17 protein-coding genes and 1 pseudogene are annotated in these 14978 nt (G+C 63.4%); 10 read left to right on the top strand and 8 right to left on the bottom strand.

Translation table 11 applies throughout. From position 1 onward, the window contains the following. Positions 1-129: 129 nt before the first annotated feature. Positions 130-549 carry a GFA family protein gene (locus XB14_RS16480; protein WP_077962647.1) on the top strand — a complete coding sequence of 140 codons (420 nt, stop codon included), beginning with the start codon at positions 130-132 and terminating at the stop codon, positions 547-549. A gap of 18 nt (positions 550-567) precedes the next feature. On the opposite strand, the gene XB14_RS16485 is transcribed toward XB14_RS16480, so the two are convergent. Then, positions 568-1263, bottom strand: coding sequence for a DUF2268 domain-containing putative Zn-dependent protease (locus XB14_RS16485; protein WP_179119601.1), 696 nt, complete (start codon positions 1261-1263; stop codon positions 568-570). A gap of 185 nt (positions 1264-1448) precedes the next feature. Here XB14_RS16485 and XB14_RS16490 point away from each other — a divergent pair, with 185 nt between their 5' ends. The 3 genes from XB14_RS16490 (at position 1449) to XB14_RS16500 (ending at position 3996) form a co-directional block, all read left to right on the top strand. Further along, a complete protein-coding gene (locus XB14_RS16490; protein ID WP_077962649.1) occupies positions 1449-2255 on the top strand; it encodes an AraC family transcriptional regulator in 807 nt (268 codons plus the stop codon). A gap of 91 nt (positions 2256-2346) precedes the next feature. After that, entirely contained in the window at positions 2347-3264 is a 918-nt protein-coding gene (locus XB14_RS16495; RefSeq protein WP_077962650.1) for a DMT family transporter, read from the top strand. Between the two features lie 33 nt (positions 3265-3297). After that, positions 3298-3996 carry a B3/4 domain-containing protein gene (locus XB14_RS16500; RefSeq protein ID WP_077962651.1) on the top strand — a complete coding sequence of 233 codons (699 nt, stop codon included), beginning with the start codon at positions 3298-3300 and terminating at the stop codon, positions 3994-3996. A gap of 76 nt (positions 3997-4072) precedes the next feature. Here the strand turns inward: XB14_RS16500 and XB14_RS16505 are convergent, their stop codons facing one another. Further along, positions 4073-5656 (bottom strand): peptide chain release factor 3, encoded by a 1584-nt coding sequence (locus tag XB14_RS16505; protein ID WP_034797554.1) that lies wholly within the window; start codon positions 5654-5656, stop codon positions 4073-4075. 91 nt (positions 5657-5747) lie between these two features. Between XB14_RS16505 and dut the strand changes: the two genes are divergently transcribed. Next, on the top strand, positions 5748-6221 hold the full coding sequence (gene dut / locus XB14_RS16510) for a dUTP diphosphatase (RefSeq protein ID WP_077962652.1): 474 nt from the start codon (positions 5748-5750) through the stop codon (positions 6219-6221). A gap of 49 nt (positions 6222-6270) precedes the next feature. On the opposite strand, the gene XB14_RS16515 is transcribed toward dut, so the two are convergent. After that, complete coding sequence (locus tag XB14_RS16515) at positions 6271-6708, bottom strand: Lrp/AsnC family transcriptional regulator (RefSeq protein WP_077962653.1); 438 nt, start codon at positions 6706-6708, stop codon at positions 6271-6273. Positions 6709-6840: 132 nt separating this feature from the next. On the opposite strand from XB14_RS16515, the gene XB14_RS16520 reads away from it, so the two are divergent. Next, entirely contained in the window at positions 6841-7755 is a 915-nt protein-coding gene (locus XB14_RS16520) for a DMT family transporter (protein ID WP_077962654.1), read from the top strand. Further along, complete coding sequence (locus tag XB14_RS16525; RefSeq protein WP_077962655.1) at positions 7752-8057, top strand: NIPSNAP family protein; 306 nt, start codon at positions 7752-7754, stop codon at positions 8055-8057. The genes XB14_RS16520 and XB14_RS16525 overlap by 4 nt, the downstream gene beginning before the upstream one ends. A 24-nt stretch (positions 8058-8081) precedes the next feature. Here XB14_RS16525 and XB14_RS16530 read toward each other — a convergent pair whose 3' ends face one another. Beyond that, complete coding sequence (locus XB14_RS16530) at positions 8082-8714, bottom strand: LysE family translocator (RefSeq protein ID WP_077962656.1); 633 nt, start codon at positions 8712-8714, stop codon at positions 8082-8084. A 270-nt stretch (positions 8715-8984) separates the two neighbouring features. On the opposite strand from XB14_RS16530, the gene XB14_RS16535 reads away from it, so the two are divergent. Further along, a complete protein-coding gene (locus XB14_RS16535) occupies positions 8985-9602 on the top strand; it encodes a LysE family translocator (RefSeq protein ID WP_077962657.1) in 618 nt (205 codons plus the stop codon). A 137-nt stretch (positions 9603-9739) separates the two neighbouring features. Continuing rightward, positions 9740-10708 carry a cysteine synthase A gene (cysK, locus tag XB14_RS16540; RefSeq protein ID WP_077962658.1) on the top strand — a complete coding sequence of 323 codons (969 nt, stop codon included), beginning with the start codon at positions 9740-9742 and terminating at the stop codon, positions 10706-10708. Between the two features lie 74 nt (positions 10709-10782). Here cysK and XB14_RS16545 read toward each other — a convergent pair whose 3' ends face one another. Together XB14_RS16545 and XB14_RS16550 are read right to left on the bottom strand one after the other, a co-directional pair. Beyond that, positions 10783-11337: an SRPBCC family protein gene (locus XB14_RS16545; protein ID WP_234804059.1), complete on the bottom strand. Its 555-nt coding sequence runs from the start codon at positions 11335-11337 to the stop codon at positions 10783-10785. Between the two features lie 187 nt (positions 11338-11524). After that, a pseudogene (locus XB14_RS16550) lies at positions 11525-12427 on the bottom strand (YifB family Mg chelatase-like AAA ATPase); the annotation flags it as partial. Between the two features lie 438 nt (positions 12428-12865). On the opposite strand from XB14_RS16550, the gene XB14_RS16555 reads away from it, so the two are divergent. Further along, on the top strand, positions 12866-13093 hold the full coding sequence (locus XB14_RS16555; protein ID WP_143348402.1) for a hypothetical protein: 228 nt from the start codon (positions 12866-12868) through the stop codon (positions 13091-13093). 101 nt (positions 13094-13194) lie between these two features. On the opposite strand, the gene XB14_RS32690 is transcribed toward XB14_RS16555, so the two are convergent. Together XB14_RS32690 and XB14_RS16565 are read right to left on the bottom strand one after the other, a co-directional pair. Further along, a complete protein-coding gene (locus XB14_RS32690; RefSeq protein WP_143348403.1) occupies positions 13195-13479 on the bottom strand; it encodes a hypothetical protein in 285 nt (94 codons plus the stop codon). A 239-nt stretch (positions 13480-13718) separates the two neighbouring features. Beyond that, the gene (locus tag XB14_RS16565) at positions 13719-14972 is read right to left on the bottom strand and encodes a hypothetical protein (protein ID WP_077962662.1); all 1254 of its coding nucleotides are present in this window, start codon (positions 14970-14972) and stop codon (positions 13719-13721) included. Positions 14973-14978: the final 6 nt, after the last annotated feature.

The raw sequence follows: 14978 nt of genomic DNA on the forward strand, positions 1-14978 counted from the left end.
ATGTATCGCGGGACACGGCGAGGTGCTGCACCCCTTATCCCGTTCGCTCCCTGAGGCTTCGGGGCGGGTGAGAGCGGCATACACTTTTGCCCGTTCCGCCCTAGCTTCCCTGCTTTCAGGGAGGCCTTGATGCAAATCGACGGACAATGCCATTGCGGCTTCGTCACCTACGAGGCGGAGATCGATCCGGCCGACGTGGGGATCTGCCATTGCACCGATTGCCAGCAGCTGACCGGAACCGCCTATCGCGTCACGGCCGGTACGGCGCGCGAGAACTTTCGCCTGACCGGCGGCGAACCGAAGCTCTATGTGAAGATCGGCGCAAACGGGCGGCAGCGCCTGCAGTTCTTCTGCCCGAACTGCGGCTCGCCGATCTATACGACCGGCACCGACGAGGATGCCCTCGAGGTCGGGATACGGGTGGGTACGATCAACCAGCGCCGGGAACTGAGGCCGCGGTCGCAGATCTGGTGTTCCTCGGCGCTCCCGTGGATCGGTCATGTCAGGAAATTGCCGGGGCGCGAGCGTGACGAAGCGCCCCACGCGTAGACCAGCGCGACCGGGGCATCATGCGGCGGCGAGCAGACGATCCTTCAGCGGCGCCCACGCTTCGCCGATCACGACAGATGCCGGTGTCGCCGTCATCTGCGACGGGCGCGCATCCGGGTTTGCCGCAAGATAGGTCTTCACCAGATGATAGCCGATCGTGTAGCCGGCCCAGCGCGGCAGAGAACGATCGGTGCCAAAGAACCAGCCCGCATGATCGTAGGTCTCGGCCCAGAGCTGCCGTTCGGCACTTTCCAGCACCGCGGCCCAATCGGCCGCTGCGATGGCGTGGTTCCACGCATGGCCGTCGCCGCCGTTGATCTCGGCATCGAAGGCATCGGCCAACCCCTCGGTGACCAGAGCTTCACCGAGCTTGGAGCCATAGCCGCAGGTCGCGTGGCGGAAGGAGTGATGCAGCTCGTGCGTCAGCAATTTCCGCACCTCTCCCGCTGCAAGGCTCGCCTCGAAGTTCTCGTTGCCGGGATCGACCGTGAAGAAGACCAGCGCCCTGCGGTAGCAGGCGCCTCCAATGCCGAGTTCGGGGATCGTCTCGCCCGCACGATACTCGACGAGGACATCGATGGGAGCGGCGCTGTCAGAGGCGGAAACCGACGCGCCGACACGCTCGGCGGTTTCACGCACCGCCTCCCGTATCCGTTCGCGCCACGGCGCCAGAGATCCGTCCGCTTCGAGGAAGTGAACACGCAGATCCAGCATTTCGACCATCTCCTATTGTCTCTCCGCCTGGCATCGCAACGTAAGGATGCGGCCAGTGATTGCAACGCCGGAAAGATGAAAGTTTCGAAGGACCGCCGATATCGGCCAGACACGGCGTCAATGCGATGGCCGGATGTGGCGCCGCGGTGTACAAGACAGGCAAAAGAACGGAGCCGGCGCGCGGAATGGCAAAGGGTCACATCAGGATGCTGCGCAGTGCCGCCGCGGGCATAGACGCGGTCGAGGCCGAAACGCGCCAGTCGTTCGCCCGCCACACGCACGACCAGTTCGGCATCGGGCTCATCTATGAGGGCGCGCAAAAGTCGCTCAGCGGCCGCGGCATGGTGGAGGCCGGCGCCGGCGACATGATCACCGTCAACCCCGGCGAGGTACACGACGGCATGCCGATCGGCGACGCCGGGCGTGCCTGGCGCATGCTCTATTTCGATCCCTCCGTCATTGCCGCCGCCGCCGAGGATATCAGCCAGGGCCGCGCGCATTCCGGCGAGTTCACCGCCCCCGCCTTCCACGACCGGGCGGTGGCCGATCAGTTCCGATCACTGTTTGCGGCAATCACCGCCCCGATGGCGCAGGGTGACGCCATCCGGCACGACGAGCGGCTTCTGTTGCTGCTTGCGAGCGTTCTCGCCACCGGCGGCCACCGGCCCATGGAAAGACCGGCCACGGTCACCGCCGCCAAGACGATGATCGACGACGATCCGACGGTCGCGATCACGCTTGCCGACCTCGCCGCCGAGACAGGACTCAGCCGTTTCCAACTGGTGCGCCACTTCGCCGGGGCCGTCGGGCTCACGCCGCATGCCTATATCGTCCAGCGCCGCATCGATCTCGCCCGCCGCCTGATCGGCGGAGGCATGCCGCTGGCGGAGGCAGCATTTGCCGCCGGTTTCGCCGACCAGAGCCACATGACCCGTGTCTTCGTCCGCAAGTACGGTCTTTCGCCCGGCGCCTATGCCGAGGCCAAAAAGTAACGCCTGCAATTCCGTTCAAGACCCGCCCTTTCCTCTGGCGCATTGCTCACCTGCGCATCGACGACGCGCGGCATCGCAATGGAGAACGGACATGTCGGGAAAATTTCAGGGCTATCTCTATCTGTCGCTGGCGATGATCCTTGTCGGCAGCACCGTGATCGCCAGCAAGGTCATTGCCGTCGGCCTTGCGCCCTTCACCGCAACAGCCCTGCGCTTTGCCGTCGCCTTCCCGCTCTTCCTGCTGTTGATGTGGTTCACCAGGACATCATGGCCAAAACTCAAGGTCCGCGACTGGCTGCTCCTCACTGCCCAGGCGGGCGCCGGTAGCGTCGGCTACACGACCTTGCTGATCTCCGGCCTGCGCCTGACGTCTGCAACCGATGCCGGCGTGGTGATCGGCACGCTGCCGGTCGTTTCCGCGGCAATCGCCATCGTCGTTCTCAGCGAGCGCCCGGACCGCAGGGTGCTTGCGGCGATCGTACTTGCCGCAGTCGGCGTGCTGACGATCGTCTTCAAGCCCAGCGAAGGCGGCGTCCATTCGGCGCTCGGCATCGCCCTCATCTTCGGCGCCGTCATCTGCGAAGGCCTGTTCATCCTTCTCAACAAACGCGTGAAGACTGAGATCTCGCCGCTCGCACTTTCGACGCTGATGGCCGTCCTCGGCTTTGCCGTCGCTCTCGTGCCCGCCCTCTTCGAGACACCTTCGGCTGAACAGATCGACAGGAGCGCGATCGTTGCGGTGCTCTACTACGCGCTCATCCCGACGGTGGCCGGGTTCGTGCTCTGGTATGCCGGTTCCGCAAGGGTGAGCGGCACCGAGGCTTCCGTCTTCACCGCGCTGGCGCCGGTCTCGGCCGTGCTCTTTGCCTTCCTTCTGCTCGGCGAGCCGGTCGGCGTCCACCAGTTGCTTGGGATCGGCTGCGTTCTTGCCGCCGTCCTCGGCCTGACCTTGCCTCAGATCCTTGCCGGCCGAAGGACAGCACGCGCCCTTCCCGCCGCAGAGGCTTGAACCAGAATGAACCCATCCGATTCGAGGCCTTCCATGCACTTCCAACACGCAGACGACATCTGGCGCGATTTCCCGGAGCTCAGCGCCGGAGCGCTTTTCATCGACGGCATAAACGGTGACGTTTCGGTTGAGGACCATGCTCACCAGTTCCAGGCGATCGCGAATGATCGCCTCGAAACGGCTTCGGAAAGCGACCTGCCCGAGATCCAGGCCTGGCGCCGAACCTTTGCCAGGATGGGATTGAAGCCGACGCAATACCGCTCGGCCGCCGAAGCCTTGCTTCGGCGCTTCCGGAAAGAAGGCAGCCTGCCGGCGATCCACCCGCTGATCGATCTCTGCAACGCCGCCTCGCTCGCCTTCGCCATTCCGATCGCGGTGTTCGATCTCGCGCAGGTTGCCGACTACCTCCATGTCCGTCGAGCGATCGGCGACGAGACCTACCTGACATTCGCAGGAGAGATCGAGAACCCGGAAACCGGCGAAGTGATTTTCGCTGACGCCAAAGGACAGGCGCATGCCCGGCGCTGGACCAACAGGCAGAGCGGCCTCTCAGCCATAAGGCCACAGACGACGCGCGCGCTGATCGTGGCCGAAGCGCTGCACGAAACGGCGCGCGCGGATATCGAGCGGCTGATGGCAGCGCTTTCGCAAGCGCTCGAAAGCACCTTGGGCGCTCGCCCGAACATAACCATGCTCGATCGTTCGTCGCCGCGTTTCGATTTTTCGGTTTAGGGATTTCGTTCAGATACGGCGCTCCGGCGCCGAGAGACCGGCCGATGCCTTTGCACCGGCCGGTATGATCAGCTGATCACGCCGCCTTGGCGACGTGATATTCCTTGATCGCGACCATCTTGATCGCCGGATAACGCTCCGCCTCGTAGCGCAGCGAGAAGCTGTCCTGCGCCAGGAACACCGGGTCGCCGTCGAGATCGCGGGCGATGTCGCCGCGACGTGCGGTCACGAACTTGTCGAGCTCGGCAGGCTGATCGGACGAAATCCAACGGCAGACCGAGAAGCGCGACATTTCGAAGGAAACCGGCAGGCCGTATTCGGCGCTGAGGCGCTCCTTCAACACGTCGAGCTGCAGCGCACCGACGACGCCGACGATCGCCGGCGAGCCGTCTTCCGGCGAGAAGAGCTGCACGACGCCCTCTTCCGCCATCTGCTGCAGCGCTTCCTTCAGCTTCTTCGCCTTCATCGCATCCTCGAGCCGCACGCGGCGCAGGATTTCCGGCGAGAAGTTCGGCACGCCCTGAAACACCAGCGGCTCGCCCTCGGTCAGCGTGTCGCCGATACGGAGCGTTCCGTGGTTGGGGATGCCGACGACGTCGCCGGCATAGGCGGTGTCGGCGAGCTGGCGCTGCGAGGCGAAGAAGAACTGCGGGGCGCTGAGTCCAAGCTGCTTGCCGGTGCGCGACAGGCGCGCCTTCATGCCGCGTTCGAGCTTGCCGGAGCAGACACGGGCAAAGGCGATGCGGTCGCGGTGGTTGGGGTCCATGTTGGCCTGGATCTTGAAGACGAAGGCCGTCATCTTGTCGTCGGTCGCATGCACCGTGCGGATATCGGCGACCTGGTCGCGCGGCGGCGGCGCGATGTCGCCGAGCGCGTTGATGAGATCGCGCACACCGAAGTTGCGCAGCGCCGAGCCGAAGAACACCGGCGTCAGATGGCCTTCGAGGAAAGCCTTCTTGTCGAACGGCTTGCAGGCCTCGATCGCCAGCATCAACTCTTCGGTGAAGGCGTCGCGCTCGTTTTCCGGCAGGCGGTGGGAGGCCATCTCCGGACCGTTGACCTTGGTCGGGATTTCCTGCGTGTCCGAACCGCGCACCGTGTTGTCGGCGAGATTGTAGGAGCCGCAGAAGGTCTTCGAGCGGCCGATCGGCCAGGTGACCGGCGCGCAGTCGAGCGCCAGCTTCTCCTCGACCTCGTCCAGGATCTCGAAGGGATCGCGGCTCTCGCGGTCCATCTTGTTGACGAAGGTGATGATCGGGATGTCGCGCATGCGGCAGACTTCGAAGAGCTTCAGCGTGCGCGGCTCGATACCCTTGGCGGCGTCGATGACCATGACGGCCGCATCCACCGCCGTCAGCGTGCGGTAGGTGTCGTCGGCGAAGTCTTCGTGACCGGGCGTGTCGAGGATGTTGAAGACGTTGCCGCCATACTCGAAGGTCATCACCGAGGTGACGACCGAGATGCCGCGCTCGCGCTCGATCTTCATCCAGTCCGAACGGGTCTGGATGCGATCCTTCTTGGCCTTGACTTCACCGGCGAGCTGGATCGCACCGCCGAACAGCAGCAACTTTTCAGTGAGCGTGGTCTTACCGGCGTCCGGGTGGGCGATAATCGCAAATGTGCGGCGGCGGGAGACCGCCTCGGCGAGAGTTTCAGCCATGTCGTAAAATCCTGTGAGTTGCCGCGTCCTTTACAGGCTCGGCCCCGATTATGCAATTGACCGAGGCGCCCGCCGCCCGGCTTATGCGGGCATGAGCACGCACACTTCCGAAACCCGCCCGACCCTCAACCTCGTTCGCCTGCCGCATGGCGAAGGCCTGGAGCTGCCGGCCTACGAGACGGCAGGTGCCGCCGGCATGGATTTGCGCGCGGCCGTGCCCGGCGATCGTCCGCTGATGCTGATGCCCGGCAAGCGCGCGCTGGTGCCGACCGGCTTCGTCTTCGAGGTGCCGGCAGGCTACGAGGCGCAGATCCGCCCGCGCTCCGGCCTTGCCTTCAAGAACGGCATTACCTGCCTCAACACACCCGGAACGATCGACAGCGACTATCGCGGTGAGGTGAAGGTGCTGCTCGTCAATCTCGGCGACGAGGATTTCATCATCGAGCGCGACATGCGCATCGCCCAGATGGTGATCGCGCCGGTGACCCAGGTTGCCGTGTGCGAGACCGACAACGCCAGCGAAACGACGCGCGGCGCCGGCGGCTTCGGCTCGACCGGGGTCTGATCCGCACTTCCGGACGGAAAACCGCTTCACACTTTTCCTGGAATTGCTTCTAAAGCAGCGGCGGCAGGCGGCGCTTGACGGGCGTCGACTTGACGATCGAGGTGTTGGTCTGCGCCTTCTCGGCGATCCGGTCGAGGATCGTGTCCAGTTGCGCCATGTCGCGCACGAAGAGCTTGGCGATGAAGCAGTCGTCGCCGGTAACCTTGTCGCATTCGACGATTTCGGGCGTGTCTTGGATCAGCCGCTCGACGATGTGCAGCATGCCCGGCATCGGCCGGACACGGATGACCGCCTGCAGAGGATAGCCGAGTTTCATCGGGTTCAGAGCGATGGTGAAGCCATCGAGCACGCCGCGCTCTTCCAGCTTGCGCAGCCGATCGGCCGCACTCGGCGAAGACAGGCCAGCCTCCTGCGCCAGTTCCTTCAGCGACACCCGGGCATTGGCGGCCAGAATGTCGAGGATTCGTCGGTCAATCTCGTCCAGCATCACGGCACCCTAAGTCACAACACCAAACCGAACTTCGATAATTAGGCAATCTAGCACAACTGCCTTCGTTGAGCCATGGGAAAGACCACAGGCACCGGTTATTCTGCGGCCAGCAACATGGGAGCAGCAATCATGAATTCCGAACTCAAGCGCGGCAGCATCGAGATGACGGCAGCGATGCTGATCTCCGGCACCATCGGCTGGTTCGTGCTGATGTCGGGGCAGCCGGTGACGAGCGTCGTGTTCTGGCGCTGCGTCTTCGGGGCGGCGACGCTCGTTGTCATCGCCTGGGCGCTCGGGCTTATCGACCGCCGGCACTTCAGCCGCCGGATGCTTTTGCTCTCGGTCGTTGGCGGCATCGCGATCGTCGTCAACTGGCTGTTGCTTTTCGCCGCCTATTCCCATTCCTCGATCTCGATCGCGACCATGGTCTACAACACGCAGCCCTTCATGCTGCTCGGGCTCGGCGCGCTCTTCCTCGGCGAGAAGATCACCGCCACCAAGATCTTCTGGCTCTCGGTCTCCTTCGTCGGCATGCTGGCGATCATCGCAGCCAAACCCGGCCAAGGCTTCGCGCCCGAAAGCTACCTGATCGGCATCGCGCTTTCGATCGGCGCCGCCTTCTTCTACGCGATCGCCGCCATAACGACGAAGCTGCTCAAGGGGACGCCGCCGCACCTGATCGCGCTGATCCAGGTGATCACCGGCACCTTGATGCTGGCGCCGATGGCGCTGGCCGCCCCTGCCCCGTCAGGAGCGGCGCAATGGTCGATCCTCGTTTCCGTCGGCGTCATCCACACGGGCCTGATGTATGTGCTGCTCTACGGCGCGATCCAGCGGCTGCCGACGCACATGACCGGGGCGCTTTCCTTCATCTATCCGATCGCCGCCATCGTCGTCGACCGGATCGCCTTTGGCCACCAGTTGCAACCGGTCCAGATCCTCGGCTCCATCGCCATCCTCATTGCCGCCGCCGGCATGAATCTCGGCTGGAAACTTCGCCTGCCCTCTTCTATCAAGCGGAAGCGCGAAGGGAGAACCGCATGATCACCTGCTACCTGAAATACGTCATCGATCCCTACAAGACGGCCGAGTTCGAGCACTACGCCAAGCTCTGGATTCCGCTCGTCAACCGTCTCGGCGGCACGCATCACGGCTATTTCATGCCACATGAAGGGGCGAACAACATCGCGCTGGCGCTCTTCAGCTTTCCAAGCCTTACGGCCTATGAAATCTATCGCCAGGAAATGGCCGCAGATCCGGAGTGCCAGGAAGCCTTCGCCTACGCCGAAAAGACGCGTTGCATCTTGAGCTACGAGCGCAGCTTCATGCGTCCGGTCTTCGAATAGCGCCAGGGGCGAGGCGAGCGCGGATTAACGCCGCGCTTCCGCCGCCATGCTCAGCGCAAAACCGAACAGCGCCGTGCCCATCGCCCAGCGCTGCACGACCATGAACAGCGGCCGTCCGGCGAGGAAAGCCGAGATGCCGCCTGCGGCAAGCGCGATCAGCGCATTGACGGTGACGCTGGTGACGATCTGGATCGAGCCAAAGACTAGGGACTGGCCGAGCACGTTGCCGAGCTCCGGCCGGATGAATTGCGGCAAGAGCGAGAGATAGAGGATCGCCACCTTGGGATTGAGCAAACTCGTCAGGAAGCCCATCACGAACAGCTTCTTCGGCCCGTCCTTCGGCAGATGGCGAACCTGAAACGGCGAGCGGCCGCCGGGCTTTATCGCCTGCCAGGCGAGATAGAGGAGATAGGCAGCCCCCGCGAACCGCAGCGCGTCATAGGCGAAGGGCACGGCAATCAGCAGCGCGGTGATGCCGAGTGCCGCCGAGACCATGTAGACGACGAAACCGAGCGCAACGCCGCCGAGCGAAATCAACCCGGCAGCAGGTCCCTGGCTGATCGAGCGCGAGATCAGGTAAATCATGTTCGGTCCCGGCGTCAGCACCATGCCGAGGGCCAAAAGCGCAAAGCCGATCATGTCTTTCAGTTCGGGCATGGAAACGTCTCCCGCTTATCTTCCACCGCAAGCTCTACGCACCGGGCGCCGCCAGACAATGACTGACTTGTCACCGGGTCAATATTTGTCGCCGAGCAACCACTGCACCACCCCTCAAGCGCGCATAGGCGACGATAACACCTCCAATGGCTGCAGTATCGCTAAATCGGCTGAGCATTCGGGCAGCAAGCGGCAGGCGCTGTCGTTCTCGACGTTCCCTTCTTTAGCGGATTACGCTAAAAGGCTGCATCATCACCGGAAGGATCGTTCATGACGCTCGTGGCTCTCATCGCCTATAGCGGCGCGCTCTTCATCGCCGCGGCCATCCCCGGTCCCGGCGTCACCGCGCTGGTCGCCCACGCGCTGGGCTCCGGTTTCCGCGAGACCTTCTTCATGGGCCTCGGCATCGTGCTCGGCGACATGATCTACCTGACGGCCGTCATTCTCGGGCTGGCGCTGATCGCCCAGACCTTCACGACCGCCTTCCTGGTCGTGAAGTTCGCCGGTGTTCTCTATCTCGGCTACATCGCCTGGAAGCTCTGGAGCCCGGGTCTGCTGCCGGAGGACATCAAGGCAAAGCCGTCGACGAGTGCGGCCATGTCCTTCCTGTCGGGCCTGCTGGTCACGCTCGGCAACCCGAAGACGATGCTGTTTTACGTGGCGCTGGTGCCGACGCTGATCGACATCGAGGCGATCGGTCCCCGCGACTACGGCCTGCTCCTCACGGCAACCTTCCTGGTGCTCCTGGCGGTGCTTACGCCCTACATGCTGCTCGCGGCACGTGCGCGCCTGCTGCTCAAGCAACCGAAGGCGCTCAAGGCGCTGAACCGCGTTGCGGCCAGCGTGCTGGCAGGAACGGCGGCCTATATCGCCGTCCGCGCCAACTGAAAAAACTTTTCCCGAACAACGACTTCGCCGGTGCTTTTTCCTCCGGCAGATCGCTGGACTGCGTTTGCCGTTCTGGAAACGCGCGGGCATTGTTCCTATTCTCATAGCTCGACAATTCACGCCCAAGGGAGAAACCCATGTCCGACACACGCAAGCCCGGCCGCGGCCGCGTCTATTCCTCGATCACGGAAACGATCGGCGATACCCCGATCGTGCGCCTCGACAAGCTTGCCAAGGAAAAGGGCGTCAAGGCGAACCTGCTCGCCAAGCTCGAGTTCTTCAACCCGATCGCGTCGGTGAAGGACCGTATCGGCGTAGCGATGATCGAGAGCCTGGAAGCGCAGGGCAAGATTACGCCCGGCCGTACGACGCTCGTCGAACCGACCTCGGGCAACACCGGCATCGCGCTCGCCTTCGTCGCGGCTGCCAAGGGCTACAAGCTGATCCTGACGATGCCGGAGACCATGTCGGTCGAGCGGCGCAAGATGCTGGCGCTGCTCGGCGCCGAGCTGGTACTGACCGAAGGCGCCAAGGGCATGAAGGGCGCGATCGCCAAGGCGCAGGAACTGGTCGAAACGCTGCCGGACGCGATCATTCCGCAGCAGTTCGAAAACCCGGCCAACCCGGAAATCCACCGCAAGACCACGGCCGAGGAAATCTGGAACGACACCGACGGCGCCGTCGACATTTTCGTCTCCGGCATCGGCACCGGCGGCACCATCACCGGCGCCGGCCAGGTGCTGAAGGCGCGCAAACCCTCGATCAAGGTGATCGCCGTGGAGCCTGAAGAATCCCCGGTTTTGTCCGGCGGCGCGCCCGGCCCGCACAAGATTCAGGGCATCGGCGCAGGCTTCGCGCCGGCGATCCTCGACACCTCGATCTATGACGAGATCGTTACGGTCAACAGCGCCGAGGCGATCGAGGCCGCCCGCCTTGTCGCGAAGCTCGAAGGCGTGCCGGTCGGCATTTCCGCAGGCGCGGCGCTGACGGCGGCGATCGAAGTCGGCCAGCGCGACGAAAACGCCGGCAAGACCATCGTCGTCATCATCCCGTCCTTTGCCGAACGCTACCTCTCGACGGTGCTGTTCGAAGGGCTGGGCGGCTGATTGGCTGACATCACTTCCAATTGGAAAGGGCGCCACGGGCGCCCTTTTGTTTTGCCGTTGATTCGCGTTCCGCTTCAGCCAGCTTGCTCCATGAAGCTTGCAAGATTTGCGAGTGTCGAGCGCAGGCCGGCGTCGTGATCTACTCTGGAAATACCATCCGGCACGTTTTCGCAGGTGACGCTCACGCGGGTGCCATCTGCCACCGGCTCCAGCGCCCAAGTGATCCGCATCGTCCCGGCAAAGGCCGGATCGTCGGATTGAAACTCGGTCTCCTGCACCACGCACCGATCCGGCTCCAACGCGACGAAGCGGCCGGAAACGATGTCGGCATCCTCCGAACTTTTGCCCTGCGTCCTGTCGTCCGGCGCCTCGTAGATCAGTTTCATGCGGAAGACGCCGCCGACATGGGGCTCAAAGGCATGCACCTGCCCCTTCATGCCTTCGGGCGGTAACCATACCGCCACCGCAGCGGGATCGATCAGCGCGGCATAGACCGCCGACGGCGACGCCTTGATCAGCCGTTCGGCGCGATCGGTTCTTCTGTCGTTTGATGCATCCGTCATCCGGTTCACCCCCTGTCGGCCAATCATTTCAGGATGATCGTACGGAGTTTGCGGCGGCGGTGACATACAGCTCATCCGCAACGTCGAGAATTCGAGATCGGCAAGCGCGCCGCTGCCCCGGGAAAGACCCGCACATTACAAGACTGATCAGCCCAGCCAAGCGTTTCGAGCAACGGCTATGCCTAGGGGAGGACATGGTGTCGGAACCTCAAAACAGGAAACATGGATCGGATTGCCGCAGTGAGGGCGATCGCTATGCCGCCGCCTGTAGCCGCTCACCGGCAATGCGATAGGAAATCGCCTCGGCGAGATGGATGCGACCGACGGTTACTGCGCCATCGAGATCGGCGAGCGTGCGTGCAACCTTCAGCACACGATGGTAGCCGCGGGCGGAGAATTTCATCTTTTCGGCAGCGTCCCTGAGAAGCTGCAGCCCCGCCGCGTCGGGTGCTGCGATCTTCTCGATCAGCGAGGTCGACGCGCGGGCGTTGCTGGTCAGGTCCGCGTGGCCGAGGACGGCAAACCGGTCGATCTGCATGGCACGGGCGCGAGCAACGCGACGGGCAACGACCTCGCTGCTCTCGGCAGCCGCAGGCTTGAGGAGATCGGCGGCGCTGACGGCCGGCACGTCGATGCGGATATCGATGCGGTCCATCAGCGGACCAGAAATGCGCGCCTGATAGTCGGCCATGCAGCGCGGCCCGCGGGCGCAGGTGCGGCCGGGTTCACCCGCCATGCCGCAGCGGCAGGGGTTCATGGCGGCGACGAGCTGGATTGCGGCGGGGTAGCTGACGCGGTGGTTGGCGCGGGCGATGATGCATTCGGCGGTTTCGAGCGGCTGGCGCAGCGCGTCGAGAACCTGCGGCGTGAATTCCGGGAACTCGTCGAGGAAGAGGACGCCATTGTGCGCCAGCGACGCCTCGCCGGGCTTGGCGCGCAAGCCGCCGCCAACCATGGCGGCCATGGTCGCGGAATGGTGCGGTGTGCGGAACGGCCGCCGGTCCGAGAGCTTGCCGCCCGGTAGCTGCCCGGCGATCGAATGGATCATCGAGACTTCGAGCAGTTCGGCCGGATTGAGCGGCGGCAGGATCGAGGGCAGACGCGCGGCCAGCATCGACTTTCCCGATCCGGGCGGGCCGACCATCAACAACTTGTGTTGCATACTACCCATCGCTACCGTGAAGCATGACGATCATTCAAGGCGATGCCAAGTGACGCTCACGGGGGCGCAGCCCCCTGCCGCGCCTGTCGGCTTGGCTCCCCCGCTCTCATTGGCGAGGGCCTAGTCCGGAGCAGGGCAGAAGGGCGGCCTGTGGCCTCGTTTCCCTTCCGTCCTGCTCCTGGGGTCGGTATTGTTTGGTCGCTTCGGACCGTCAATGGGAATTATCTGGGACCGTGGCTCGGCTCCGCCTGCGCCCGCACCATTCCCAGAAATTCCCATTGACCGCCCTCCCGCTCCGGTGACCTCCTGCACTGATTAAGAGTTTACGAAACGAATTAAGGAAGCCCGCGTCCTAAGTCCGGGTTCCCCTGGGCTCTTTCAACCAAAATTGTAAAAATAACCTCATGAAATCATTCGTTTATGAGGTTTCCCATGAAATTGACGACGACAAAAATTAGGGCGCTGACGTTTACAGTTCTCATCGAGGAGGCAACCAGCAGCGGCACCAATGGTCAGCCCCTTTTCTATCTGGCGTCGGTCTACAAGTTAACTGACAACGGTACCAAGCAATTGCTGCGGCGCTCGCGACTCCCGGGAGCCGCACTCACCCTGAAAATCGAGATCGAGCGAGACGGATTGCGTGCCTTCGACCGCCTTTGAGGCCCGCGCCGGAACGAGCGTTTCCGAAGGCATCCAACATCATCCGACCCGCGCAAAAGCGTTGTACGGGCCTGCAAATGCGAAGAAATGTTGACCGCCGACTAACGACGGCGGTCATTTGCATTTTCCAGCACCGGCGGTGATGACGTTCGATCCAGCCGCCACGCCTCAGCGCGAGCCTTCATCGCCCGCGACGTCGCGGGCAGATTGCCGGGAACGTCACAACGCAATAGGTCTGACCACTCCCCGAAATCGAATGCATTCTTGATCCAGTCCGCCGCCTCCGGAACATCCCGCATCAGCGCGGCCTTCGCCGCCGTCAACCTCGTAGATTCCCGCATGGGCTTATGCCTGCGGATGAAAACCATGGCGTCGTCTCCGGACATGTAGATTTCCTTTGGAGGCAGGGGGGCAGGAGCGCGCCCCTGCGGCTCTCCCGACCCAGAACCCGACGTCACCCGCTGTAAAGGCATCAACGGCATCGAACCAACGAGAGCGGCGAAGATGGCGAGAAGTTGGGCGGTGGCACCTTTCGGCGACATTTCGCGATGGGCTTGACGCGCCCGCTTCATCCTCATTGCTATCCTGTGCCCGCAATGGCGCGGTCTTTCATTTGATTTCGCTTTCATCTCGGCCTGTACTCCCTTCCCTGTTTCAACTCTGGCTCATACCGAGCAAGCCTGCCCCGGAGTTCATTCACTTCCATCCAAGCGTCATTTCGCTGGGCGGCGAGAGCACGCACTGATGCCGCCGATGCCTCAGCCTTTCGCTCAGCGTCGCGGCGGCGATCCTTCTCGGCTTGGATTTCACCACGAGCGCCATCCAGGAGCCGCTGCGCCCGGTCAATTCGCCCACGGAACTCGCTTGCAACAGCCTCACGCACTTTCGAAATCAGCAGACCGTCGAAAAACGAGCGCAGAAGCCCGCCAAAGCCTTTCGTACGCTCTGCCGATCGCTGAGACTCCTCCGCCGCTTGACGTGCCTTGACGGCTACGGCTGACGCTTTCTCGGCCCGTTCCCGTTCACGGCTGGCCCTCTCTGCGGCGCGATCAGCAGATGCCTTCATTTGGACGGCCTTTGCGGTCTCCGCCGAAGCGGCTGCCTTCGCTTGAGTGACAAACTCACGGCCCTCTGACTGGACAGCTTGCGCCCGCTCCATTGTCACCTTCAGGGCCTGCGCCTGTTTCTGCTCAGCTTGCCATTCGTCGCGCCGGAGACGACGGCGGCGAGGACCGAGGCGGGTCAATCCCGAAGGTGCGGCGACCGCATGAAAATAGCTGTCCTGCCACTTGCTCATTGCGGCCCGATAGGCTGCATCACCGCGGCGGTTAAGGGCTTTATCGTCCTCGCCTGGACGAGGGCCCTCCGCCATGACTGCAGCCTTCGCCTGTTGCCCAGGATGGAACCTTGACGCCTTCATGTCCTTGCCGCCCGGAAGGGCATAGGCATGTAGGTGCCACCTCGATTCATCCTCATGCCGTATTACGGACGTCAGACCGTCTCCGAACTGCGCCTTGAGCCATAGAACGTTACGGCGCTCCCAAGCCTCCACCGCCTGTCGCTTGGCGGGATCGGCCCGAACTTCCTCCGGCGTGAAGGGGTGGCTGACGACGATCGTGCAGAGCGTATGCTGATCTTTCCGCACTGCTCGCTCTTTCCCGCCCCGCGGCGTCGTCTTCGCCTGGGCGGCGCGCTCGTCGTGCAAGCGCTCGATCTCATCAAGTCCGATTCCAAAGACGACTACAGGTGGACGAGGGTCCCGAACATGGACGGAGGCGGCAGGATCGCGACGAGCCTCGGAGAACACAAAGCTGGTGGACCGCCCCTTGCGATCACCCTTGCGACTGAAGTTCTCCATGTGTGCAAACTGGAACGCCATGCGCCA

This window comes from Ensifer adhaerens (assembly GCF_002007205.1).
Classification (GTDB): domain Bacteria; phylum Pseudomonadota; class Alphaproteobacteria; order Rhizobiales; family Rhizobiaceae; genus Ensifer; species Ensifer adhaerens_D.